Source organism: Zestomonas carbonaria, assembly GCF_904061905.1.
GTDB classification, from domain to species: domain Bacteria; phylum Pseudomonadota; class Gammaproteobacteria; order Pseudomonadales; family Pseudomonadaceae; genus Aquipseudomonas; species Aquipseudomonas carbonaria.
In genome coordinates this window covers 145280-167123 of sequence record NZ_CAJFCI010000071.1, presented here as the reverse complement: position 1 = coordinate 167123, position 21844 = coordinate 145280, and the positions used below count along the sequence as shown (strand labels likewise).

Annotated in this window: 24 protein-coding genes; 5 read left to right on the top strand and 19 right to left on the bottom strand. The window is 66.7% G+C overall.

What is annotated here, in order from left to right:
* Window positions 1–370 precede the first annotated feature (370 nt).
* The 5 genes from PSEWESI4_RS17595 to PSEWESI4_RS17575 all read left to right on the top strand — a co-directional run bounded on the left by PSEWESI4_RS17595 (window position 371) and on the right by PSEWESI4_RS17575 (window position 3775).
* Entirely contained in the window at window positions 371–1402 is a 1032-nt protein-coding gene (locus PSEWESI4_RS17595; RefSeq protein ID WP_187672515.1) for an RnfABCDGE type electron transport complex subunit D, read from the top strand.
* Window positions 1399–2049, top strand: coding sequence for an electron transport complex subunit RsxG (rsxG, locus tag PSEWESI4_RS17590; protein ID WP_187672514.1), 651 nt, complete (start codon window positions 1399–1401; stop codon window positions 2047–2049). Before PSEWESI4_RS17595 ends, rsxG begins: the two co-directional genes overlap by 4 nt.
* The gene (locus PSEWESI4_RS17585; protein WP_187672513.1) at window positions 2042–2752 is read left to right on the top strand and encodes an electron transport complex subunit E; all 711 of its coding nucleotides are present in this window, start codon (window positions 2042–2044) and stop codon (window positions 2750–2752) included. The genes rsxG and PSEWESI4_RS17585 overlap by 8 nt, the downstream gene beginning before the upstream one ends.
* Before the next feature lie 90 nt (window positions 2753–2842).
* The gene (gene nth, locus PSEWESI4_RS17580) at window positions 2843–3481 is read left to right on the top strand and encodes an endonuclease III (RefSeq protein WP_187672512.1); all 639 of its coding nucleotides are present in this window, start codon (window positions 2843–2845) and stop codon (window positions 3479–3481) included.
* Between the two features lie 111 nt (window positions 3482–3592).
* Window positions 3593–3775 (top strand): PA3496 family putative envelope integrity protein, encoded by a 183-nt coding sequence (locus tag PSEWESI4_RS17575; RefSeq protein ID WP_187672511.1) that lies wholly within the window; start codon window positions 3593–3595, stop codon window positions 3773–3775.
* A gap of 224 nt (window positions 3776–3999) precedes the next feature.
* Here the strand turns inward: PSEWESI4_RS17575 and PSEWESI4_RS17570 are convergent, their stop codons facing one another.
* The 19 genes from PSEWESI4_RS17570 to PSEWESI4_RS17480 form a co-directional block, all read right to left on the bottom strand.
* A complete protein-coding gene (locus PSEWESI4_RS17570) occupies window positions 4000–4992 on the bottom strand; it encodes an MBL fold metallo-hydrolase (protein ID WP_187672510.1) in 993 nt (330 codons plus the stop codon).
* A 34-nt stretch (window positions 4993–5026) separates the two neighbouring features.
* Entirely contained in the window at window positions 5027–5956 is a 930-nt protein-coding gene (locus PSEWESI4_RS17565) for a SphA family protein (protein ID WP_187672509.1), read from the bottom strand.
* Window positions 5957–6093: 137 nt separating this feature from the next.
* Complete coding sequence (locus tag PSEWESI4_RS17560; RefSeq protein WP_187672508.1) at window positions 6094–7215, bottom strand: FAD-dependent monooxygenase; 1122 nt, start codon at window positions 7213–7215, stop codon at window positions 6094–6096.
* A 66-nt stretch (window positions 7216–7281) separates the two neighbouring features.
* Window positions 7282–8505, bottom strand: coding sequence for a hypothetical protein (locus PSEWESI4_RS17555; RefSeq protein ID WP_187672507.1), 1224 nt, complete (start codon window positions 8503–8505; stop codon window positions 7282–7284).
* A 726-nt stretch (window positions 8506–9231) separates the two neighbouring features.
* Entirely contained in the window at window positions 9232–10188 is a 957-nt protein-coding gene (locus PSEWESI4_RS17550; protein WP_187672506.1) for a PDR/VanB family oxidoreductase, read from the bottom strand.
* Between the two features lie 57 nt (window positions 10189–10245).
* Window positions 10246–10680, bottom strand: a complete 435-nt coding sequence (locus PSEWESI4_RS17545; protein WP_187672505.1) for a RidA family protein — start codon at window positions 10678–10680, stop codon at window positions 10246–10248.
* Window positions 10677–11696, bottom strand: a complete 1020-nt coding sequence (locus PSEWESI4_RS17540; RefSeq protein ID WP_187672504.1) for an aromatic ring-hydroxylating oxygenase subunit alpha — start codon at window positions 11694–11696, stop codon at window positions 10677–10679. The genes PSEWESI4_RS17545 and PSEWESI4_RS17540 overlap by 4 nt, the downstream gene beginning before the upstream one ends.
* A gap of 22 nt (window positions 11697–11718) precedes the next feature.
* A complete protein-coding gene (locus PSEWESI4_RS17535) occupies window positions 11719–11937 on the bottom strand; it encodes a recombinase-like helix-turn-helix domain-containing protein (protein WP_187672575.1) in 219 nt (72 codons plus the stop codon).
* A 2-nt stretch (window positions 11938–11939) separates the two neighbouring features.
* Window positions 11940–12257 carry a hypothetical protein gene (locus PSEWESI4_RS17530; protein ID WP_187672503.1) on the bottom strand — a complete coding sequence of 106 codons (318 nt, stop codon included), beginning with the start codon at window positions 12255–12257 and terminating at the stop codon, window positions 11940–11942.
* 7 nt (window positions 12258–12264) lie between these two features.
* On the bottom strand, window positions 12265–13230 hold the full coding sequence (locus PSEWESI4_RS17525; protein ID WP_187672502.1) for a VOC family protein: 966 nt from the start codon (window positions 13228–13230) through the stop codon (window positions 12265–12267).
* Window positions 13231–13243: 13 nt separating this feature from the next.
* Window positions 13244–14728, bottom strand: a complete 1485-nt coding sequence (locus PSEWESI4_RS17520; protein WP_187672501.1) for an aldehyde dehydrogenase — start codon at window positions 14726–14728, stop codon at window positions 13244–13246.
* Window positions 14729–14739: 11 nt separating this feature from the next.
* Complete coding sequence (locus tag PSEWESI4_RS17515; RefSeq protein ID WP_187672500.1) at window positions 14740–15543, bottom strand: aspartate dehydrogenase; 804 nt, start codon at window positions 15541–15543, stop codon at window positions 14740–14742.
* An 11-nt stretch (window positions 15544–15554) separates the two neighbouring features.
* Complete coding sequence (locus PSEWESI4_RS17510; RefSeq protein ID WP_187672499.1) at window positions 15555–17237, bottom strand: thiamine pyrophosphate-binding protein; 1683 nt, start codon at window positions 17235–17237, stop codon at window positions 15555–15557.
* Window positions 17230–18027: an SDR family oxidoreductase gene (locus tag PSEWESI4_RS17505; protein ID WP_187672498.1), complete on the bottom strand. Its 798-nt coding sequence runs from the start codon at window positions 18025–18027 to the stop codon at window positions 17230–17232. The genes PSEWESI4_RS17510 and PSEWESI4_RS17505 overlap by 8 nt, the downstream gene beginning before the upstream one ends.
* Window positions 18014–18856, bottom strand: a complete 843-nt coding sequence (locus PSEWESI4_RS17500) for an IclR family transcriptional regulator (RefSeq protein ID WP_187672497.1) — start codon at window positions 18854–18856, stop codon at window positions 18014–18016. Before PSEWESI4_RS17500 ends, PSEWESI4_RS17505 begins: the two co-directional genes overlap by 14 nt.
* The gene (locus PSEWESI4_RS17495; RefSeq protein WP_408004319.1) at window positions 18849–19736 is read right to left on the bottom strand and encodes an alpha/beta fold hydrolase; all 888 of its coding nucleotides are present in this window, start codon (window positions 19734–19736) and stop codon (window positions 18849–18851) included. Before PSEWESI4_RS17495 ends, PSEWESI4_RS17500 begins: the two co-directional genes overlap by 8 nt.
* A gap of 8 nt (window positions 19737–19744) precedes the next feature.
* A complete protein-coding gene (locus PSEWESI4_RS17490) occupies window positions 19745–20281 on the bottom strand; it encodes a cupin domain-containing protein (RefSeq protein WP_187672496.1) in 537 nt (178 codons plus the stop codon).
* A 14-nt stretch (window positions 20282–20295) separates the two neighbouring features.
* Window positions 20296–21057, bottom strand: coding sequence for an SDR family oxidoreductase (locus tag PSEWESI4_RS17485; RefSeq protein WP_187672495.1), 762 nt, complete (start codon window positions 21055–21057; stop codon window positions 20296–20298).
* A gap of 4 nt (window positions 21058–21061) precedes the next feature.
* Window positions 21062–21838, bottom strand: coding sequence for an ABC transporter permease (locus PSEWESI4_RS17480; RefSeq protein WP_187672494.1), 777 nt, complete (start codon window positions 21836–21838; stop codon window positions 21062–21064).
* Window positions 21839–21844 lie beyond the last annotated feature (6 nt).

Genomic DNA, 21844 nt, shown 5'->3' with positions numbered 1-21844 from the left:
CCGATGGATAGTCCGCCCCTCACCCCAACCCTCTCCCGGAGGGAGAGGGAGAGGGAGCTGGACTGTGCAGGGCGCAACTCCCGCGCCAGATTTCTCCCCTCTCCCTCTGGGAGAGGGGCCGGGGGTGAGGGACGGTGGTCGGACACAGTACAGAACCGACCTCTCCTCCTCGCCCATGAGAGAGTGACGTAGGGTGGGCTGGACGGCATTCCGCTTCAGCCCCCCATGGAAATAACCGGTGGGCTGAAGCCCACCCTACGATTAAGTAGCCCGGATGCAATCCGGGAACGGACACAAGAATCACCCCCGGATTGCATCCGGGCTACGGATGGCGTCCGCCATCCACCGAACGACGACAACCGGAGAGCCCATGGTCCTGCCCCGCCTCACCTCGCCCCACGCCACGGGGAGCAATCGCACCCAGCGCGTCATGCTGCAGGTGCTGCTCGCCACCCTGCCGGGGGTGCTGGCGTTGACCTGGCTGTATGGCTTCGGCACGCTGATCAACCTGTTGTGGGCCGGCGCCGTGGCCCTGGGCTGCGAAGCGGCGGTCCTCGCCGCTCGCCGTCGTCCGGTGCAGTTCTTCCTCAGGGACGGCAGCGCGCTGGTCACCGCCGTGCTGCTGGCCCTGGCCCTGCCGCCCTACGCGCCCTGGTGGCTGACGCTGATTGCCACCGCCTTCGCCATCCTGTTCGGCAAGCACCTCTACGGTGGTCTCGGGCAGAACCCATTCAACCCGGCGATGATCGGCTACGTGGTGGTGCTGGTGTCCTTCCCCGGCGCCATGACCACCTGGCCGCAGCCGAACTTCGTCGGCCCCTGGGACGCCCTGCAACAGATCCTCGGCCTCGCCGTGCTGCCCGATGGCTGGAGCCACGCCACTGCCCTGGACGTCCTGCAGCACAACCACAGCCTGACCTTCGACGAACTGCGCGCCAGTAGCCCGGCCTTCGGCAGCTTCGGCGGCAACGGCCAGGAATGGATCAACCTGGCGTTCCTCGCCGGCGGCTGCTACCTGCTCCAGCAGCGCCTGTTCACCTGGCACGCGCCGGTCGGCATGCTCGCCGCGCTGACCCTGATGAGCCTGGTGTTCTGGGGCGGCAGCGGTTCGGACTCCAACGGCTCGCCGCTGTTCCACCTGCTGACCGGCGCAACCATGCTCGGCGCCTTCTTCATCGTCACCGACCCGGTCAGCGGCGCCACCAGCAACCTCGGCCGGCTGGTCTTCGGCGCCGGGGTCGGCATCCTCGTCTACATCATCCGCGCCTGGGGCGGCTATCCGGACGGCGTGGCCTTCGCCGTGCTGCTGATGAACCTCGCCGCGCCGACCATCGACTACTACACCCGTCCGCGCACCTACGGCCACCGCAAGGCCGAACGCGGCTTCAAGATCGGGGAATGACCGTGCCGACCAACGAGATCACCCGCTCGATGCTGAGGAACGGCCTGCTGCTCGGACTGTTCGCCGTGGTCACCGTCGGCCTGGTCGCCGTGGTCCACCAGGCCACCGCCGAGCGCATCGAGCAGGCCGGGCGCGATGCCCAGTCGCGCACGCTGGGAGAAATCCTCCCGGCCGGCAGCTACGACAACCAGTTGCTCGACAGCACGGTGCAGGCCTTCGACCCGGAACTGCTCGGCAAGCCAACGCCGCAGCCGGCCTACCTCGCCACCCTCGCCGGCCAGCCCAGCGCGGTGATCCTCCAGGCCAGCGCGCCGGACGGCTACAGCGGCGCCATCCACCTGCTGGTCGCCGTCCAGGCCGATGGCCGGCTGGCCGGCGTGCGGGTGGTCAAGCACAATGAGACGCCCGGCCTGGGCGACAAGATCGAACTGGCCAAAAGCGACTGGATACGCACCTTCGAAGGCCGCGCGCTGGGCAACCCGGACGACGCCGGCTGGACGGTGCGCAAGGACGGCGGCCACTTCGACCAGTTCGCCGGCGCCACCATCACGCCGCGCGCGGTGACCAGGGCAGTGCACCGCGCCTTGCAGTATTTCGACAAGCACCGGGACGAGCTGCTGGCAACGAGGAAAGACACCAATGGCTAGTTTCCGCGAGATCGCCGTCAACGGCCTGTGGAAGAACAACCCCGGCCTGGTGCAACTGCTCGGCCTGTGCCCGCTGCTCGGCACCAGCAACTCGATGGTCAACGCCCTCGGCCTGGGCCTCGCCACCATCCTCGTGCTGACCTGCTCCAACGCCGCGGTGGCGCTGATCCGCAACGCCGCGCCGGACAGCGTGCGCCTGCCGATCTTCGTGATGATCATCGCCGCGCTGACCACCTGCATCGAGCTGCTGATGCACGCCTGGACCTACGAGCTGTACCAGATCCTCGGTATCTTCATCCCGCTGATCACCACCAACTGCATCATCCTCGGCCGCGCCGAGGCCTTCGCCGCCAGGAACGGAGTGGTCCGCGCCGGCTTCGACGGGCTGATGATGGGCGCCGGCTTCGCCCTGGTGCTGCTGGCCCTCGGCACCCTGCGCGAACTGCTCGGCACCGGCGCGCTGCTCGGCAACATGCACCTGCTGTTCGGTCCGGTCGCGGCCGGCTGGCAGATCACCGTATTCCCGCACTACCAGGGCTTCCTGCTGGCCATCCTGCCGCCCGGGGCCTTCCTGGTGCTGGGCCTGCTGATCGCCCTGAAGAACCATATCGACGGCATCGTCGCCGCCCGCGCCGAGACCCGGCCGGTCGACGCCACGCCGGTGGCCGACCGCCGCGTGCGGGTAACCGGGGTGATCGAATAGAAAGACCTTGCACCGCACCGCCCTTTGCCACGAACCTTCGCAACCATACCTATTAGCCTGAAGCTCGCCGTCGAGAACCGTAGCTCCCCCATGAACGCCGCCAAACGCCTGGAAATCTTTCGCCGTCTGCACGAGGACAACCCCGAACCGACCACCGAACTGGCCTACGAAACGCCCTTCGAGTTGCTGATCTCGGTGATCCTCTCCGCGCAGGCCACCGACGTCGGCGTCAACAAGGCCACCGCCAAGCTGTACCCGGTGGCCAACACCCCGGAGGCCATCTACGCGCTGGGCGTCGAGGGATTGAGCGAATACATCAAGACCATCGGCCTGTACAACAGCAAGGCGAAGAACGTCATCGAGACCTGCCGCATTCTCATCGAGAAGCACGGCGGCCAGGTGCCGGACAACCGCGAGGATCTCGAGGCGCTGCCAGGGGTCGGCCGCAAGACCGCCAACGTGGTGCTCAACACCGCCTTCCGCCAGCCGACCATGGCGGTGGACACGCACATCTTCCGGGTCAGCAACCGCACTGGCATCGCCCCCGGCAAGAACGTGCTGGAGGTGGAGAAGAAGCTGCTGAAATTCGTACCAAAAGAATTCCTGCTGGACGCCCACCACTGGCTGATCCTGCACGGGCGCTACGTCTGCCAGGCCCGCAAACCGCGCTGCGGTAGCTGTCGGATCGAGGATCTCTGCGAATACAAACAGAAGACCTCCGACGATTGAAAGCTTTTAGGTTTTGTTAAAAACCTGATTGAAAAAATCTTTTTTACCGACTCCGGAATTGCCTATATAAGGTGCGCAAATGGCCCTGGTAGCCTGCCTGGAGTACGAACCATGAGTGGTAAAGACGATATCGAGCTCGAAGACGACTTCACCGCCGAAGACGCCGAAGATACCGCTGAAGCGCCGGTCGTGGAGGTCGCCAAGACCAACCTGACCAAGCGTCGGTTGATCGACAACCTGCTGGAAGAACGCCGCCTCAACAAGCAACTGGCCGAATACGACTTCGACCTGTAAGGCCGCGTATCCAACCGAACGAAAAGCCCCGCGATCGCGGGGCTTTTCGTTGGCGCCTTGCTCAGGTACGGAAGCAGCCGACCATCGATTGCAGGTCGCCGCCCAGGCGCGCCAGTTCCCTGCTGGAAGTCGCGGTCTCCTGGCTGGCCGCCCTGTTGCAGCTTGCCTATCAGTTCGCTGTCCTCGAGCAGCACGCCCAACGCCGGGGCAGAGGCCGGGAACCGCTACTGCAGCACCAGGTTGTCCTCGGCCAGGATGAAATTTCCGCCGTACCTTTCGTTCATGCGAGCCACCATCGCGTCGCGGGGAGTGCCATGGGGCAATACATGGGTTCCGACCAGCAGCCGTGGCTTCACTTCGTCCATCAAGGCGGCGAGCTGGTCCTCGGTCGTATGGGCATCCAGCATATAGTCACGCCAGATCCGTGGAAGTTTCCCGACACCCTCCTCGCTCATGATCTCGCTGATGACGATGTCGCTGCCGGCCAGGCTCTCCCTGAGCGTTGGCGTCAGCCTGTAGGAGTAATCGCCCGTTATGGATATGACCAGGTCAGGTGTCTCGACGCGGTATCCCCAGGTCTTGCCGGCCTCCCAACTGCCGTGCACGACCGGAAAGCTGCTCACCCGCACGTTCTCGTCGGCGAACAGCAGCCCGGGCGCCGAGAACTCGCTGATACGAACCGATATTCCCTCCTGGTTCTTCGTCCTCGGCGCCGCCAGGCGATAGTCGATCCATGTCCTGTTGCCCTGCAGCACCCCCTGCACCAGCGCAGCGGTCCCCTCCGGGCCGTGGACCTGGGCTGGCCTGGCGCGGCCATATATCCAGAAGCGCAGCAGGAACTCCGGCACATCAAGGACATGATCGCTGTCCAGATGGGTCAGGAACAGCTTGTCCATGTATGGCGTCCCCATATAGCCAGCGGGGGTACGGGCCGGGGGGAACACCTTGCCATCGTCATAGTTCGACAGGTTGTTCAAGGCCCCATGGCCCGCATCGAACAGATACACCTCGCCACGCACGATGATGGCGATGGATTGTCCTGCGGTATTGCGTTCGAGTATCGGGGTACCGGTCCCGAGGAAGACGATTTTCGTTTCAGGGCTCTTCCTGTCTCCCAGCAACGCCCTCAGGTCGAGAGTCTTGTAAGGTGGGGCCGGCAGTTCTCCGGAGGATCCCGCCAGCGGTAATCCAAGCCCCAGCATGAGCATCAGCACCATAGCTGCTCTGAACACGTCGCAACCTCCGCATGCCTTAGAAATTCTTGTGGATATTGGCTATCACCCGGGTACCTTGCGCCTTGTTGCGCGCATCGAACTCTTCGTACCAGGCAACGCCAAAACCGAATCGAGCCTGACGATCGAAATAGGAAATGGCAGGGCCGATGGCGGATACCTGTTCCTTCGAACCACTGACTCGCCGTCCGTCGATCCGGTCGCCGGTCGTCTGCTCCAGCCTGTATCCGGCCACCCCGAGGCGGACGCGCTCCGTCACCAGGTAGCCGCTCGAAAGGCTCAGGTTGATGGCCTCGCCGGGCTGGGTCGACCTGGCTCCAGGCAGGGTCGGGCGCTCGTTCCGGTCGCTCCAGACATAGCCGAGGTTGAAGCTGTGGCTCCAGCGGCCGGCAAAATAGGTGCCGGCGAACATGGGGTTCACATAGAGGTGATTCGATCCGAGGTTGACCGGGCTGTCCCTGTCGTACTCACCCGTGGGCAGGGTTACGGCCAGGATCGATTGCAGGGTAAGCCGGCCCGAGTAAAGCGGAATATCGCGCCAGGTCAGCTTGACCGGCCGGATAGTGACGTCGCCCAGCCCCGATCTTCGTCCCTTCCCACGCCCTTCGATGTCTATGTCGGACTGCACCAGCGGCACCCTGATCGTCATCCCGTACTCGCCCCCGAGGAATTCATGGGGCGTATTCAAGGCGTACTGGAATATGGTGGTGTTTATGCTTCCATCCTTTTCCCCTGGGGTTTCCTTGCCGTTTCCATACTTGATGTTTTCGAAGTGATAGTTGTTGTTCTGAATCATGAGGTGCTGCCCGGGAGTCGCAAGCCCCTCCGAGAAGAAGCCACCGCCCAGATTCACCGGCGGTAGTTTGACGGGATCGACGTTTGCCGACAGGGCTTGCTGGGAAAACCCCAGGCACAGGTTGCAGGCAAGCCACGTAAATTCCTTTTTCATCGTTGTTCTCCTTGAGTCTGGCGCTGGCTTCCCCTTGTCCGGGCGTCCCATGAGGGAGGGGCGAACGCTCAAGAGCGTCATCGAAGCCACTGCCGCAACTACGGCCGCCAGCGAGCACCGCTCACTGGCGGTCGCCTTCAGACGCTCCAGGCGTCATAGCCATAGAGCCAGTCGGCACTGCCGCCATCCTTGAGCCATTGGTTGCCGCGCGAGCCGATCTGGATCTCGCTGGTGCGCGCCAGGCGCGCATCCTGGTAATCCAGCAGGGCCTGCGCCATGCTCGAGCGGGTGGCGCCCTCCAGGTGGCGCGCCAGTACGACCGCATCCTCGATGGCCTGGCCGGCGCCCTGGGCCATGAAGGGCATCATCGGATGGCAGGCGTCGCCCAGCAGGGTGATACCGCCCTCGGACCAGAACGGCAGCGGGTCGCGCTCGTAGAGCGCGGTCTTCAGCACCTCGTCGCAGGCGTCCAGCAGGGCACGGGCATCGGGGTGGAAGTCGGTGTAGTGGCTGCGCAGTTCCTCCACGTCGCCAGCGCCGGTCCAGGACTCCTCGTGCCAACTGTCCTGGGCGGTGGTGGCGAAGATGAAGATGTCGCGCCCCTGGTTGAGCGGGAAGGTGACGATCTGGCTAGCGGGATCGGGGCCCCACCATTTGGTGAAGGCCTGGATGTCGGGCACATGGGCCACCCGCTCGACCGGCACCACGGCGCGGAAGGCCACCACTCCGGTGAAGCGCGGGTGCTCGTCGCCGTGCAGCGCGCGGCGTACCACCGAATGGATGCCATCGGCCCCCACCAGCAGGTCGACCTGTTCCCCGCCACCGTCCTTGAACAGGATCTCCACACCATCGCCCCGTTGCCGGACCGACTCGGTGCGGGCAGCGAAGCGCACCTGCTCCGCCGGCAGCGCCCCCACCAGCACCGACAGCAGGTCGGCTCGGTGGATGGTCAATTGCGGGGCGCCGTATTTCCGCTCGGCGGTATCGGCCATCTCCAGGCGCGAGGTTTCCTCGCCGGTGTCCCACATGCGGCTGATACGGTGAGTCGGACGCGCGGCGAACCCGCGTATCTCCGCTCCGACGCCCAGCCCATCCAGGGCTCGAACTGCGTTGGGGGTCAAGTTGATATCTGCGCCAACCCGCATGAGCGCCTTGGCCTGCTCGTAGACCACTACCTGGTGGCCGGCACGATGCAGAGCAATTGCAGTGCAGAGCCCGCCAATCCCGGCGCCAACCACACCAATTTTCAATCCGGACATGAAACCTCCTCGGCTCCTTGCTTGCGATGAACGACCCGCCCCGGCGCGCTCCGGCGCCGGAACGGGTCAGAAGTAGTAACCGATGTTCAGGTTGGTGCGGAAAATCCACTCGTTGCTGCGCGACGAGGTGGCGCTGGTGAAGCCGGTGCCGCTCTCCGCGCCGCCGTAGGGGTTGGCGTTCTTGCCCCAGGTGAAGTCCAGCCAGCCCATGATCGGCATGGCGATGAACTGCACGCCGGCGGTGTACATCTGCGAGTCGTCCCAGCCGCTCTTGTCCTTGAACATGCGGCTGTAGTCGTTGTAGAAGCGCAGCTTCTTGAGCATGCCCATGTTCGGCGTGGCCACGTCGTAGCCGACGTTGAAGGAGGCGACGCTGGCCTTGGCGGCGATCAGGTAGGCCGGGGTCAGGCCGTTGGCGCCCATGAGGATGCTGTCGTCGCTGACGCCGTCCGGGTTTTCCGGGTCGAATTCGTAGCGGATGCCCTGGGTGGTGATCGTCCAGTTGCCGCTGTTGATCACCGCGTGCAGGCCACCGGCCCAGTAGTCGCCGTCGTCCCTGGTGGTGGCGTTGTACAGCTTGGACGCGGCCAGCGAGGCGCCCACCTCGGTCTTCCAGCCGTCGCCGGCGAAGTTGCGCGCCACGCGCAGGTTGACCTGGTCGCGCTTCTCGTTGTCCTGGGCGCCGTGGATGAACGGGATGGCGTTGTCGTCGAGGTCGGCGAAACGGCCGACTTCCGGCGAGTAGCGGATGTCGCTGGGCAGCATGCGCGGGAAATAGCCGGCCTGGATGTGCCAGTCCTGGTCCTTGTAGATGTACTTGGCCCCCGCCCCGGCGCTGACCCCGTAACCGAGGAAGAAAGGAATGTGATAGCTCCAGCCGAACTGCGGATAGGGTTCCAGGCCGAAGGGCTTGAAGGGGGCGCCCAGTTGCAGGCTGGAGGTTTCGTTGAACCTGTAGCCGACGAAGCCACGGTCGATGGAGCGCTTGCCGTCGTCCTGGAACCAGTAGCCGACGTCGGAGAAGAGGTTCTCGTGGGTGGCCTGCACATCCAGGCGGAAGGTGTCGAAGAGGAAGCGGCCGTTGTTCTCGGTGGTTTCCCAGTCCTCGTCACGGTAGTTCATGCGCAGGGCGCCGCCGATATCCAGGGTGCTCTGGCCGTCGTCGCTGCGCAGGCTGATGTGCGGGAAGGGCTTCTTCGGCGCGGCGGCCGGCGCGCTGGAGGCGTTCGCCGCCGTGAAGCCGGCGCAGATAGTCGTCGCAAGGCCGACGAACAGCACGTACTTTTTCATTATCACCTCATCTGCAAGTTAGCGTTTGGCAGAGTTGTATGGACAAGACTTCCCTGTCACCGATATCTCGGCGGGCAACTTTCCACCGGCCTATAACTGTCCTTTCTTCTTGTTTCGGCGATCACCGAAGTTCAGACAAGCAAACTTTCCGTGACGGCTTTCCATTCCGGACAAGGGCGTCCATTCCGCATTTCACGCCACGCCAGGAGCACTCCCCGTGCCAGTCATGGCGTTTCATATACGGCACAGTGTTTTGTGCATGAACCATGCCGCAATAGAAGACCCGGAAGTGAATCCATATAACCCATTAAAAACAATGGTTTATATATGGATCATGGCATTTTGTATCACCCTGGAAACAGGGAGTTCCGGCGGTAACGAAAGTGCACATTGCGTGTGCGTAAAATTCTCACCGTGATACTTCATGGGTCACTTCGGCGTTTTATATATGAAAAGGCAATACGACTCCCCTGTCACACGGTACGCCTTGCAGGTTTTATCCATAAAACATCCAGGGAAGATTCAGCCGCTCACGATTCATATATCCGGGCCGGGCCAATAACTATTGGTCGTCATTTCCGGATGCGCTGGATACAGGCGAAAAAAAGCCGGTGAGGCACCGGCGAGTGTGGTGAGGGGATCAGCGTAGGGTTCGCCATGCGCACCGAAAGATGGGCGGTGCCGGCGTTCCGGTGCGCACAGCGCACCCTACGGGAAAGCTGGTGTTCAGAGGTCCAGCACCAGGCGCGAGCCCTTGCAGCCGGAAACGCAGACCATCATGGTCTTGTTGGCGGCCTTCTCGGCCTTGGTCAGCACACCGTCGCGATGCTCCGGCTCGCCTTCCAGCACGCGGGTCTCGCAGGCGCCGCAGACGCCTTCGCGGCAACTGCAATCCACTTCGATGCCGGACTCCAGCAGGGCGTCGAGCAGCGACTTGCCGCTCGGCACTTCGATGCTCTGGCCACTGCGCGCCAGTTGCACTTCGTAGCTGCCCTGCGGGGCGGCCGGCGCCTGGGGCGCGGCGGCGAAGCGCTCGATGTGCACGTTGGCGTGGCCGAGGCTTTCGCAGTGGTTCTCGAAGGCATCGATCATCGGCGTCGGTCCGCAGCAGTAGAAGTGCGCGCTGGACGGCCGCTCGGCGAGGAAGGCCTTGAGGTCGATGGGACCGCCCTGCTCATCGTCGAAGTGCAGGCGGACGTTGGCGTCGCTGGCGGCCAGTTCCTCGACGAAGGCCGCTTCCTTGCGCGAACGCGCGCAGTACAGCAGCTCCACCGACTTGCCCAGTTCGCGCAGGCGGTTGAGCATGCAGAAGATCGGCGTGATGCCGATGCCGCCGGCCACCAGCACCGTGTGCCCGGCGCTTTCGTCGAGCTGGAACAGGTTGCGCGGCGGGGAGATCGGCAACTGCATGCCGACCCGCAGGTTCTGGTGCACGTAGGCCGAGCCGCCACGGCTGTTGCGGTCGCGCAGGATGCCCACCAGGTAGCGGCCGGAATCCGCCGGCGAGTTGAGCAGCGAATAGCTGCGCACCAGGCCGTTGGGCAGGTGCAGGTCGATGTGCGCGCCCGGGGTGAAGGGGGCGAAGACAGCGTCGCCATGGGGACGCAGTTCCACGCTGATGATGCCTTCCGCCTCGAAGCGCAGGGTGTGGACGAATGCCGTTACCGTGTTGTTGTGGGTCATGCTGTAAACCTCTTCATACCACCGGCCGGCCGCCGCATCCGGCGCGCCGGCATCGCTTCAGGCTTCGTTGCAGGCCGCCAGGTCGATGTCCAGGCGCGCCCAGGCGTCGATTTCCACCACCAGTTCGGGGAACACCAGGCCACTCACCTCGACCAGGGTCGAGGCGGGAAAGGTGCCCTGCCCGGCGAAGAAATCGCGCCGCGCGCGCCCGACTTCATCCTTGTCGGCGATGCGGGTGACGTAGACGTTGAGCTTGTAGATGTTGCCGATATGGCCGCCCGCCGCTTCCAGCAATGCCTTGACCTTGCCCAGCACCACCAGGGTCTGGGCGTAGGCGTCCAGCGGCTCGCCACGCTCGGCGGCCTGGCGTGTGGCCGGGTGCCCGGTCATGCCGGACATCACCAGTTCCTCGCCGACCAGCAGGGCGTTGGACCAGGTGGCCGTCGGCAGGTCGGGCGCGCCGGCGGCGCGGATGCGGCGCACGGCGGTCATAGTTGCCTGGCCTCGATCAGCTCCAGTTGCTCCTTGGCCAGGTTCTTCATGTGCCGGCGCAGGCGCACCAGGCCCAGGTCGTGCTGGTAGAGGTTCTCGCGCTGGTTGGCGTCCGGGTCCATGAATTCGAGGATCTCGCGGTCCTGTTCGAGCACCGCCCAGTGGCGTTCCTCCAGCCGGTTCTTGTACAGGAAGCGCCAGGTGTCGCGCTGCCAGCCGGCGAGCGGGCGGCAGCGCCAGTGGAACACCGCGCAGAGATCGCGGGCGATGGGCGTGTAGCTGCCGACGATGTGGAAGTTGCCGCCCGGGCCGCCGGTCTTCGGATAGGGAATCTCCAGGCGCATCCAGTGCACGCCGGTGTCGGCCCATTCGGTCCAGTCGAAATTGACGCCGCGCTGGCCTTCCTTCTCGAAGATGAAGCCGGTGTCGGTGTCGCGGGTGACGAACCTGGCGTGGCTCTCGCCCTCGGACATGGAGTGCGACTGCTTGTGCAGGTAGGTGCCGTGCATCGGGTCCATGACGTTGTCCAGCACGTAGCGGTAGTCGCCGCGCCACTCGGTGTAGCAGAGGAAGTAGGAGAACTCGTCCGAGGTCAGTTGCTCGGGCAGCTCCAGCGGCGGCGCCTGCTCGACGTTGCTCGCGGAGTTGTACAGCCACACCGCGTCGGCGGCCTCGGTGACGTGGAAGTAGCGGGTCGCCTGGCTGCCTTCCAGCTTGCAACCGGGGCTGCCGGGCACGCGGGTGGTGACGCCGTCGCAGCGCACTTCGACACCGTGGTAGGGGCACTGCAGGCGGTCGCCCAGGTTGACCCCGCGCGACAGCGGCGCGCCACGGTGCGGGCAGTGGTCTTCCAGCGCGTGCAGGGTGCCGTCGGTATCGCGCCACAGCGCCAGCTTGTAGCCCAGGCGGCGCAGGGATACCGGCTTGTCGCTGATGAAGCTGGACGGGCAGATGGGATACCAGAGGTTCTTCAGGCCATTGGCCAGGAGTTGCTCAACAGGATCGACGGTGCTCATTGCGGTTTCCTCTACGGGGAATTCATTCGCCCAGGCGGGCCATCAGGGTCTTGTAGGCGTCCTCGGTCCAGGGCTGGCCGCCCGGGCAGGTCGGGCCGGCCTGGTTGAGATAGCCGAGCAGGCCCGGCAGGTCATGGATGCCGGCGGCGTAGGCGCGCTCGATGGAGTCGCCGAGCAGGTCTTCGAAGGAGTTGGGCTCGCGGGTGCGGGCCTGATGGGGTTCCAGGTAACGGTCTTGCATGGTCATTGGCCTCCATTGCGGACCCGTTCGCGAATGGCCTCGCGAACCGGGACGAAGTCGTAGGTCGGGTAGCATTCGGTGCGGAACACGCCCCAGGCGGAGCGCTCCAGTTCCACGTTGATCTTCGGCAGCAGCGACGGCGGCAGGCGCAGGGTGACGATCTGGCCGAGGCCCATGGCCACGGTCCAGGAAACGATCTCCACGCCTTCGCCGGGAAAGCGCTCCCACCAGTCCATCTGTTTCATATGGCGCTGGATGTCCTCCAGGTTCTTCGACTGGTCGTGCCTGAGCAGCACGGTCAGCAGCATCGTCTCGCTCATGGTCGCCTCAGCGCTTGGGCTTGTCGGTGAGGAACTTGCCTTGCGGCGCCTCGGCGTTCTTCTGCCGCCGGGTGTTGCCGTCCAGGCCGCCGGCGATGGCCCACTCGGCGAACACCGTGGGGCCGGGCTCGAACTCGCGGGCCTGCCATTCGCCGGTCAACTGGTCTTCGTCGGCGTAGTACTCGACCAGCGCGCCGGCCGGGTTGCGGAAGTACCAGAAGTAGGCCGAGGACACCGGGTGGCGGCCCGGGCCGATCTCGGTGTCCCAGCCGCAGCGGGAGATGTGCATGCCGCCGCCGAACACTTCGTGGATGTCGCGCACGGTGAAGGCCACGTGGTTGAGGCCGGCGCGCGGCTGCGGCAGTTGCAGCAGGAACAGGTCGTGGTGGCCGCCCTCCTCCGCGCAACGCAGGAAGGCGCCGCGATCCGGGTAGCGGTCCGAGCAGACGAAGCCGAAGTGTTCGCTGTAGAAGCGCTCGCAGGCGTTGACGTCCTTGACGAAGAACACCACGTGGCCCACTTCGATGGGCTGGGCGCGTTCGTAGATCGGGCTGGCCTGGTTGACCCGGCCCTTGAACTGCCAGGTGTTGGACTGCCCGCATTCGACCTTGATGTCGCGCTTGCGGGTGACCTGCAGGCGCACCGCCAGGCCGTTGGGATCAAGGCAGCCGATGCGTCCGTCGCCCTCGACGAAGCCGGGCTCGTCGGCGATGCGCTCGGCGTAGCGCTTGAGGTCCGCCGCGCTCTCCACGCCCCAGACCACTTCGCGCAGGGTCGAGCCGGGCTCGATGGCCGGCGGCAGGCCGGGCTTGTCCAGCGCGGCGACTATGACCCGGCAGCCGTTGAGGCTTTCGAAGACGATCCGGTCGTCCGCCGCCTCGACCTGCTTCAGGCCCCAGTCGGCGAAGAAGCGCGCGCTGGTCGCCAGGTCTTCCACGCCGTAGGTGATTTCGTCGATACCCAATACGCTCATCGCGTCTTCCTCATCAGTGGCCGCCGGCCCAGGCCAGCGGCTGTTGGTTCAGGCCCCAGTAGAGGCTCTTCTGCTCCATGTACTGGAGAATCCCCAGGCGGCCCTTCTCGCGGCCCAGGCCGCTGTCACGCCAGCCGCCGAAAGGGGTGGAGATGGAGAACTGCTTGTAGGTGTTGATCCACACGGTGCCGGCCTGCACCGCGCGGCCGAGCTTCCAGGCGCGCTGGAAGTCGCGGGTCCAGATGCCGGCGGCGAGCGCGTAGCAACTGTCGTTGGCCTGCTCGACCAGCTCGGCTTCATCCGTGAAGGGCATGGCCACCAGCACCGGGCCGAAGACTTCCTCCTGGCACAGGCGGGCGTCGTTGGAGAGCCCTTCGATGATGGTCGGCGTGTAGAAGTAGCCGCGCTCGAACGCCTCGCCATGGGGACGGATGCCGCCGGTGCGCAGGCGCCCGCCTTCGGCCACGCCCATCGCCACGTAGCGCTCCACCGATTCGCGGTGCGCGGCGCTGATCAGCGGGCCCATCTGGGTGCGCTCGTCGGCCGGGTCGCCGACGCGCAGGGCGCTGGCGCCGGCGGCCAGGCGGTCGAGGAATTCCTCGTAGTGCTGGTGGGCGACGAACAGCCGCGAGCCGGCGATGCAGGATTCGCCGCTGGAGCTGAAGATGCCGTAGAGCACCCCGGCCACCGCGTGGTCGAGGTCGGCGTCGGCCAGCACCATGGTCGGCGACTTGCCGCCCAGCTCCATGGACACCGGCATCATCTTGTCGGCGGCGATGCGCGCGATGTGCTTGCCGGTGCGGGTGCCGCCGGTGAAGGACACGCGCTTGACCAGCGGATGCCGGGTCAGCGCATCGCCGATCAGCGAGCCCTTGCCCGGCAGCACGCTGACCAGCCCGCGCGGCAGTCCGGCTTCCTCGCAGATGCGCGCCAGGGCCAGGGCCGCCAGCGGGGTGATCTCGGCCGGCTTGACCACCACCGCGTTGCCGGCGGCCAGGGCCGGGGCGAGTTTCTGCGCCTCGCTGGCGATCGGCGAGTTCCACGGGGTGATGGCGGCCACCACGCCCATGGGCTCGTAGACGCTCATGCTGACGAAGTCGCCGCGCGACGGGGTGATGGTTTCCTCCAGGGTTTCGCAGGCGGCGGCGAAGAACTGGAAGGTGGCGGCGGCACTGGCCACCAGGTTGCGGGTTTCCGTGATCGGCTTGCCGTTGTCCAGGCGCTGCAATTGCGCCAGCTCCTCACTGCGGGCACGGATCAGCTCGGCGATGCGCTGGAGCACGGCGGCGCGCTCGTGGGGCTTGCGCTGCGCCCAGCCGCTGGAAAGGAAGGCGCGCTGGGCGCCGGCGATGGCTTCCTCGACATCGTCCAGGCTGGCCGCGTGCAACCGGGCGATGGCCTCGCCGCTGGCCGGGTAGAGGCTGGCGTAGAGGTCGCCGCCGCCGAGGCGCCACTCGCCGGCGATGCAGATGGGTTGAATGTGGGTCAGGTCTATCACGGTTCTCGCCTCTAGATCGAAATGGCGTGGGCGTGGTTGCCCAGCGCGCGGACCACGCTGTACACGGTCAGCGCCGAGGTCTTGGGATTGGCCGCCAGCGGCTTGCCGCGCAGGGTCAGCTCGAAGCCGCCGAAGGCGCCGCTGGCTTCCACCTGATGCACGTTCTCGTGGCTGTGCGGGTCGGCGATCAGGCGCACCAGGGTGCGGTCCAGGCCGAGGCCGGCCAGCGACAGGGTGGCGGCGACGTTGGCGTTCTTCGGGTACAGCCGCGCCGCCTCGCGGGCGCTGCCCTCGAAGATCACCGTGGCCTCGCCGAGGTGCTCCAGGTCGCAGACCTGCTCGCCGGGCGTGCCGAGCCAGGCCCGCGCCGGCTTGCGGCCGGTGTAGAGCACCGACTCCAGGCCGCCGACCTTGGCCGCCGACAGCGCGTCGATGCCACCGATGGCGCCGGGCAGCAGCTCGATGCGCGTCCCGCCGAGCTCGGCGGCCGCCTCCAGGCGCTCCACCAGGCCCGGTTCGGACAGCGCGCCCACCGACACCACCAGGCACGGGATGCCGCGCGCCAGCGCCGGCAGCACGTGCTGTTCGATGGCCCGGTGGCCGGCGCATTCCACCAGCAGGTCCGGGCGCGCCTCGGCCGGCAGCGCGGTGAGCACCGCCGGCGCCTTGCGGAAACCGGCCAGGCGCTGGCGCACCAGCTCCTGGGAGGCCTCCGGCACGATCACCGCGTCGACGCAGAGTTGCGGGTCGTTTTCCAGCAGTTCCAGCACGCCGACGCCGATGGCGCCGCTGCCGATCATGGTGATATGCAACATGGCGATCTGCCTCAGACGGTGGCCTTGACGGGTTTGGCGTCGTTTACCGGCGGGCCGGCGAAGATGGTCTTGAAGCTGCCGATGGAGAGCATGTCCACTTCCAGCAGGAAGGGCCCGGACTCGCCCAGCGCGCCATCCAGCACGGCGCTGAAGTCCTTCAGGTCGCTGACCTTGGCGTGGCGCAGGCCGAGAGACTGCGACAGTTGCGCGTAGTCCGGGGTGTGCAGGTCGACGTAGCAGCGGCGGCCACCGTAGGCGGCGTCCTGGATGTTCTTGATCACCCCGTAGCCCTGGTCGTTCATCAGGATGATGACCATGTCGGCCTGCTCCTGGACGGCGGTGGCCAGTTCGCCCAGGTTGAGGATGAAGCCGCCGTCGCCGGCCAGGGTGAAGGTCTTGCGGCCACGCGCGGTTTCCGCCGCGCCCACCGCCGCGCCGATGCCCATGGCCAGGCCCTGGCCGATGCCGCCGCCGAGGGCGTGCACGCCGGCGCGCGGGCTGAAGATCTGCAGGTGGCGGTTGCCCCAGGTGCTGTTGGACACGGTGACGTCGCGCACCCAGTTGAAGTCCTTGCCGGCCAGCGCCTGCAACTGCTCCACCAGGGAGGAGTAGGGGCCGAGGCCGTCGACCAGTTGCGCGCGGGCCTGGTTGCGCGCGGCAGCCAGGTCGGCGGCGAACGCCGGATCGACCTGCATGCGCCCTTCCAGGCGGTCGGCCAGGCCCTTGAGGACCAGTTCGGAATCGCCACAGACGAAGTAGTCGCTGGGGTAGCAGCGGCCTTCCGCCGTGGCATCGGCGTCTGCCCGGTAAAGCGGACGCGGGAGCTTGAGCTCGTACTTGAGGGTTTCGTTGCCGCGCAGGCGCGAGCCAACGACGAGCATGGCGTCACAGCTCTGGTAGAACTGCTCGACAGGCTTGTTCAGGTTGAAGGCGCCGAGCGAGCGCTCGTCGTCTTCCGGAACGATGCCGCGCCCCTGGGTGCTGGTGACCACGCCGATGCCCATGGCCAGCAGGCGCCGCACCTGCTCGCCGGCATGGCGGGCGCCGCCGCCGAGCCAGAGCATCGGCCGCCTGGCCTTGGCGAAGCGCTCGGCCAGTTCGTCCAGGGCCTGCGCCGACGGCTTGGCCACCGGCACCGGCAGCGGCGACAGGTCGGCCGGCATGTTGATCAGCGCCGACTGGATGTCGATCGGGATTTCCACGCTCACCGGCCCGGTGGGCGCGGTCAGCGCGGTCTGCACGGCCAGCTTGATGGTGCTGATGGCGGTGTCCACGCTGCGCACGCGGAAGGCCGCCTTGGAGATGGCCTTGAGCATGGTCAACTGGTCCGGCGCCTCGTGGATGTAGGCCAGGCTCTGGTCCAGGTAGGGGGTTTCGATCTGCCCGGTGAGGTGCAGCAGCGGCGTGCCGGCGGTCAGCGCCTCGACCATGGCGCCGGCGGCGTTGCCGGCGGCGGTGCCGGTGCTGGTCAGGCATACGCCGAGGCCGCCGGTGGTGCGCGCATAGGCGTCGGCCATGTTGGCCGCGCCGGCCTCGCCACGGGCCATCACGAAGCGGATGTTGCCGCGGATCGCGAAGGCATCGAGGATCGGCATGTTGTGGATGGAGATCACCCCGAACGCGGCCTTGACGTCGCACTGCTCGAGGAAGGCGGCGATGGCGGCGCCGACGGTGACTTGGTTTTCGTTACGCATGACGGGACAAACCTCCGGAAACATCGATGTGACTACCCGTCGTGTAGGCAGACAGGGGCGAAGCGAGGAAGAAGATGGCGCGGGCGGCCTCGACCGGCTTGCCCAGGCGCCCCAGGGGAATCTGTTTGCGTTGCGCGAGTTGGCCGGTCCATTGCGCCCAGTCCAGCTCGCGCTCTTCGCGGGCCTCGAAGCGCCGGCGCCATTGCCCCGACTCCACCAGGCCGATGAGGATGCCGTTGACCCGGACGCCCTTCGGCGCGAATTCGAAGGCCATCGAGCGCACCAGGTTCTTGACCCCGGCGCGGGCCGCGCTGGTGGCCACCATGTGCGGCTCCGGCTGGCTGGCCAGCAGCGAGTTGACGCAGACGATGGCGGCGTCGGCCTGGCCTTCCAGTTGCGCCAGGAAGGCACGCACCGGGTGGATGATGGAGAAGAACTTCAGGTTGAGTTCCTCGCTCCAGGCCTCAATGCTGGTGTCGGCGAAGGTGGAGACGCGGCCCTGGCCGGCGTTGTTGACCAGGATGCCGGCGCGGCCCAGTTGCCGTTCGCAGGCGGCGGCGAAGTCGCGCACCTGGGCGGCATCGAGCACGTCGCAGGCCCGGGCCAGCAGCCGCGCATCCGGGAAGCGCTCGCGCAGGCCGGCCTCGGCGGCGTGCAGGCGTTCCTCGTTGCGCCCGCAGAAGGCCACGGATGCGCCCGCCTCGAGCAGCAGTTCCACGGTCGCCAGGCCGATGCCCGAGGAGCCTCCGGTGACCACGGCCACCGTTCCGGACAGATCACACATGCTCATGGTGCTTGCTCCGGAAGATGGAGGTCACGTTGTCGTGGCCTTCCGGGGTGTAGTTGAGCAGGTGCGACAGTTCGTCGGCGCTGTTGCGCACGTTGCGCACCAGGAAGTCGATGCGGGCCGGATCTATGTGCGCCGAGGGGATGGTCGCGCCCATCGCCGCGACCACCTTGCCGCTGTGATCGCGCACCGGCGCGGCGACGGTGGAAATGCTCGCCTCGAAGAACCCCTCGCCCTGGACGAAGCCGCGCTGGCGGTCGCTCTGCACCAGGTCGAAGAGTTCCAGCGCGGTCTTCGGGGTGTTCGGCGAGAAGATTTCCAGGTGCTCTTCCGGGTACAGCTCGCGCAGTTCGCCGAGCGACAGGTCCTGCAGCAGGATGCGGCCGAGCACGGTGGCGTGGGCCGGCAAGCGGGTGCCGACGTTGACCGAGCTGGTCAGCGGCGTGGACGGCGACACCTTGGCCACGTAGACGATCGAGCGGCCGTCGCGCACCACCAGGTTGCAGGGGTAGCGGATCTCGTCGCACAGGCGGTTGAGCAGCGGCTGGCCCAGTTCGGTCAGCTCCAGCGAGGCCAGGTACTCGAAGCCCAGGCGCAGCACCGCCATGCCCAGCCGGTACTCGTTGCCGTTGCGGTTCACGAAGCCCATGGTTTCCAGGGTGGTGAGCAGGCGGAAGATGGTCGAGCGCGGCAGTTTCAGGCGCCGCGCCAGCTCCGGCGCCGACAGCGTGCGGTTCTTCCGGCTGAACTCGCAGAGCAGCAGCAGGCCGCGCTCCAGACCGGGCACGATGTACTTGTCCTGCGCGTCTTTGAAATCGTCTGGCTTATCCATTGGCTGATCCTTTGAGAGATTGACGTTGCGCGTGGTCGATGCGTCCTGCGACCACTGCCGGCTGCTCGATGGGACTGGCATGGCCGGCGCCGGGAATCAGGGAGAAAGGCGCGCCCAGGCGCCGGGCGACGAGTGCGCAGACGTCCGGCGTGGTAATGCCGTCCGCCTCGCCGCAATGCACTTCGCAGGGCATGGACAGCGGGCCGTAGCCGAGCAGGTCGTCGCCGCAGAGCAGTTCCACCGCCTGGCGGTAGCCGCTGGGGTTGAGCCGCGCCATGTTCCAGCGCACCCAGGCCAGGGCCTCCTCGCTCGGGTTCGGCCCCAGCAGCCGCGCGGTGCGCTCGCTGGCCAGGCCCTCGATGCCGAGGCGGTCGAGGTTGTCCAGGCGCTGTTGGCGGATGCGCGCCCCGCTGTCGGCCAGCTCGGCGGCGCCGTAACCGCGCGCCGGGCTGATCAGCAGCAGTTGGGCGACCCGCCGGGCGCCGGGGCCGGCGGCATAGGCCGTGGCCATCAGCGCGCCGAGGGAATGCCCGACCAGCACACAGCGCTCCACCTCCAGGACCTGTAGCAGCAGCTCCAGGCGCGCGGCGTAGTCGACGGCCCGAGGCCGCGCCTGCGGCAGCGGGGTCGAGCGACCGTAGCCGGGCGCGTCCCAGGCGATCACCCGGCAGCTTTCGGCCAGCCAGCGGGCGCAGTGCAGCCAGGAAGCGGAGCCCGAGCCGATGCCGTGCAGCAGCACCACCACGGGACCGCTGCCGCATTCGCGGATGGCCAGCCGGGTGCCGTCGGCGAGCGGCACCAGGCGCTCGGGGAAGCGATGCTGGAGGTGCGGCTCGACCTGCGTGGCCAGGCCTGGAACGAGGTTGTGCGCCATGTTCATGAGCGGCCTCAGCGCTTGATGCTGGCCAGAGGATGCTCCGGCGGATAGGTCGGGGTGATCGGCTTCTGCGCACCGAGCATCACGCACATCAGCGCGTCCTCGTCACCGATGTTGATCTCTTCGCGGTACACGCCCGGCGGCACGGAGATCACGTCGCGGTCGGTGAGGATGGCCTCGAAGCGCTCGCCGTCCTTCTCGAGGATCACCTTGAGCTTGCCGCGCAGCACGAAGAACACCTCCTCGACGTCGACGTGCAGGTGCGGCGGGCCTTCGTGGCCGGCCGGGATGACCATGGTGGAGAAGGTGAAGTGCTCCGACGGGATGGTGTTCATGTCGCTGGCCACGCCGGTGCCGCCGGTGCCGATGTAGCGCATCTGCGCACGGCGGAACTTGGGGTCGTAGTCGGCCTGGAACTTCAGCGCGTTCCAGTCGTACTTGCGCGTCGAGTAACGGGCGATGCGGCTGTTGCACCACTCCTCGAAGCTGGCGCCTTGCGGGCGGTCCCAGGATTTCGGGGCGTTCTGGGTTTGGTTCAGGTCGCTCATTGGATTCCTCCAGATCAGGGCATGACGAACCCGCCGTTGACCGGCAGGGTTTGTCCAGTGATGAAACGGGAAAGGTCGGACAGGGCGAACAGCACGGCGCCGCACACGTCCGCCGGGACCTGGGCGCGCTTGAGGGCGCGCTGGTCGAGATAGAGCTGGTGGCGCGCGGCGGGCACGTACTGCGTGGCCTCCACTTCCACCAGACCGGGGGCGATGGCGTTCACGGTGATGCCATCGCCACCCAGTTCGCGGGCCAGGCTGCGGGTCATGGCGATCACCGCGCCCTTGCTGGCGGTGTAGGCCAGCAGGTTCGGCGCGCCCCACAGCGGGGTGTCCGACGCCAGGTTGACCACGGCGCCGAGCCCGGATTGACGCAGCGCCGGCAGGCAGGCGCGGGTCATCAGCCAGGTGCCGCGCACGTTGACCTGCAGCACGCGGTCGAACATCTCGATCTCCAGCTCCTCGCAGCTCTTGCCGCCGGAGTGGGTGATCGAGGCGTTGTTGACCAGGCCATCGAGCCCGCCGAGCCGGTCGGCGGTCGCGGCCACGCAGCGCTCGATGGAGGCCGGGTCGGCCAGGTCCAGCGCCAGGCCGCTGACGTCCAGGCCCTGTTCGGCCAGTTCGCGGGCGGACTGTTGCACGCGATCGATGAGGATGTCGGCGATCACCACCCGGGCGCCGGCGCGGGCCGCCGTTTCGGCGAAGGCCAGGCCGAGGCCGCGGGCACCACCGGTGATCAGCACGCGGCGATCTTGCAGGAGCGAAGTCATGGTCATGGCCTCACACCGTGCTCAGGTTGGCTTTGGGCAGGTAGTGCAGCACCCGCTTCTCGGCCCAGACCACCGCGCCGTAGGCCAGCACGCCGATCAGGGTGAGCATGACGATGGCGACGAACACGCCGGCGGTGTTGCCCTGCCCTTCCGAGTTGACCAGCAGGAAGCCGAGGCCCTTGTTGCCGCCGACCAGTTCGCCGACGGTGACGCCGATCACCGCCAGGGTCGAGGCGATGCGCAGGCCGGAGAACAGCGCGGCCATGGCCGAGGGGAACTCCACCAGGCGGAAGATCTGCCAGCGGTTGGCACTCATGGCGCGCACCAGGTTGATCATGTCCGGGTCGACGGTGCGGATCGCCGACAGCACGTTGATCATCACCGGGAAGAACACGATCAGGATGGCGATCAGGATCTTCGGGTAGATGGTGTAGCCGAGCCACATCACGAACAGCGGGGCGAAGGCCACCTTGGGCGCGATCTGCAGGGCCAGGATGTAGGGCGAGAGCATCGCCTCGGTGGTCGGCGACAGGCCCAGGGCGACGCCGATCAGCACGCCGAGCAGGGCGCCGAGGGCGAAGCCGACGATGATCTCCAGGGTGGTGATCGCGGTGTGTTCGAGCAGGTCGGCGCTCTGCCACATGATCACGCCCTCCTCGATCACCCGGGTCAGCTTGGGCAGGACGAACTCGGGCATGCCCAGCAGCCCCGGCCCCCACTGCCAACTGGCGAGGAACACGAAGAGCAGGACGACGCTGCCGCACATGGGATTGTTGAAAGATTTCATGGAAGC

Coding starts and splice junctions, on each gene's coding strand:
- PSEWESI4_RS17555 (WP_187672507.1), bottom strand. CDS start 8,505: ATGAAAAAGTACGTGCTGTTCGTCGGCCTTGCGACGACTATCTGCGCC.
- PSEWESI4_RS17535 (WP_187672575.1), bottom strand. CDS start 11,937: ATGCAAGACCGTTACCTGGAACCCCATCAGGCCCGCACCCGCGAGCCC.
- PSEWESI4_RS17545 (WP_187672505.1), bottom strand. CDS start 10,680: ATGACCGCCGTGCGCCGCATCCGCGCCGCCGGCGCGCCCGACCTGCCG.
- PSEWESI4_RS17495 (WP_408004319.1), bottom strand. CDS start 19,736: ATGAACATGGCGCACAACCTCGTTCCAGGCCTGGCCACGCAGGTCGAG.
- PSEWESI4_RS17530 (WP_187672503.1), bottom strand. CDS start 12,257: ATGAGCGAGACGATGCTGCTGACCGTGCTGCTCAGGCACGACCAGTCG.
- PSEWESI4_RS17565 (WP_187672509.1), bottom strand. CDS start 5,956: ATGAAAAAGGAATTTACGTGGCTTGCCTGCAACCTGTGCCTGGGGTTT.
- PSEWESI4_RS17515 (WP_187672500.1), bottom strand. CDS start 15,543: ATGTTGCATATCACCATGATCGGCAGCGGCGCCATCGGCGTCGGCGTG.
- PSEWESI4_RS17595 (WP_187672515.1), top strand. CDS start 371: ATGGTCCTGCCCCGCCTCACCTCGCCCCACGCCACGGGGAGCAATCGC.
- PSEWESI4_RS17570 (WP_187672510.1), bottom strand. CDS start 4,992: ATGGTGCTGATGCTCATGCTGGGGCTTGGATTACCGCTGGCGGGATCC.
- PSEWESI4_RS17510 (WP_187672499.1), bottom strand. CDS start 17,237: ATGCGTAACGAAAACCAAGTCACCGTCGGCGCCGCCATCGCCGCCTTC.
- PSEWESI4_RS17550 (WP_187672506.1), bottom strand. CDS start 10,188: ATGACCCACAACAACACGGTAACGGCATTCGTCCACACCCTGCGCTTC.
- rsxG (WP_187672514.1), top strand. CDS start 1,399: ATGACCGTGCCGACCAACGAGATCACCCGCTCGATGCTGAGGAACGGC.
- PSEWESI4_RS17585 (WP_187672513.1), top strand. CDS start 2,042: ATGGCTAGTTTCCGCGAGATCGCCGTCAACGGCCTGTGGAAGAACAAC.
- PSEWESI4_RS17485 (WP_187672495.1), bottom strand. CDS start 21,057: ATGACCATGACTTCGCTCCTGCAAGATCGCCGCGTGCTGATCACCGGT.
- PSEWESI4_RS17575 (WP_187672511.1), top strand. CDS start 3,593: ATGAGTGGTAAAGACGATATCGAGCTCGAAGACGACTTCACCGCCGAA.
- nth (WP_187672512.1), top strand. CDS start 2,843: ATGAACGCCGCCAAACGCCTGGAAATCTTTCGCCGTCTGCACGAGGAC.
- PSEWESI4_RS17525 (WP_187672502.1), bottom strand. CDS start 13,230: ATGAGCGTATTGGGTATCGACGAAATCACCTACGGCGTGGAAGACCTG.
- PSEWESI4_RS17560 (WP_187672508.1), bottom strand. CDS start 7,215: ATGTCCGGATTGAAAATTGGTGTGGTTGGCGCCGGGATTGGCGGGCTC.
- PSEWESI4_RS17505 (WP_187672498.1), bottom strand. CDS start 18,027: ATGAGCATGTGTGATCTGTCCGGAACGGTGGCCGTGGTCACCGGAGGC.
- PSEWESI4_RS17500 (WP_187672497.1), bottom strand. CDS start 18,856: ATGGATAAGCCAGACGATTTCAAAGACGCGCAGGACAAGTACATCGTG.
- PSEWESI4_RS17480 (WP_187672494.1), bottom strand. CDS start 21,838: ATGAAATCTTTCAACAATCCCATGTGCGGCAGCGTCGTCCTGCTCTTC.
- PSEWESI4_RS17540 (WP_187672504.1), bottom strand. CDS start 11,696: ATGAGCACCGTCGATCCTGTTGAGCAACTCCTGGCCAATGGCCTGAAG.
- PSEWESI4_RS17490 (WP_187672496.1), bottom strand. CDS start 20,281: ATGAGCGACCTGAACCAAACCCAGAACGCCCCGAAATCCTGGGACCGC.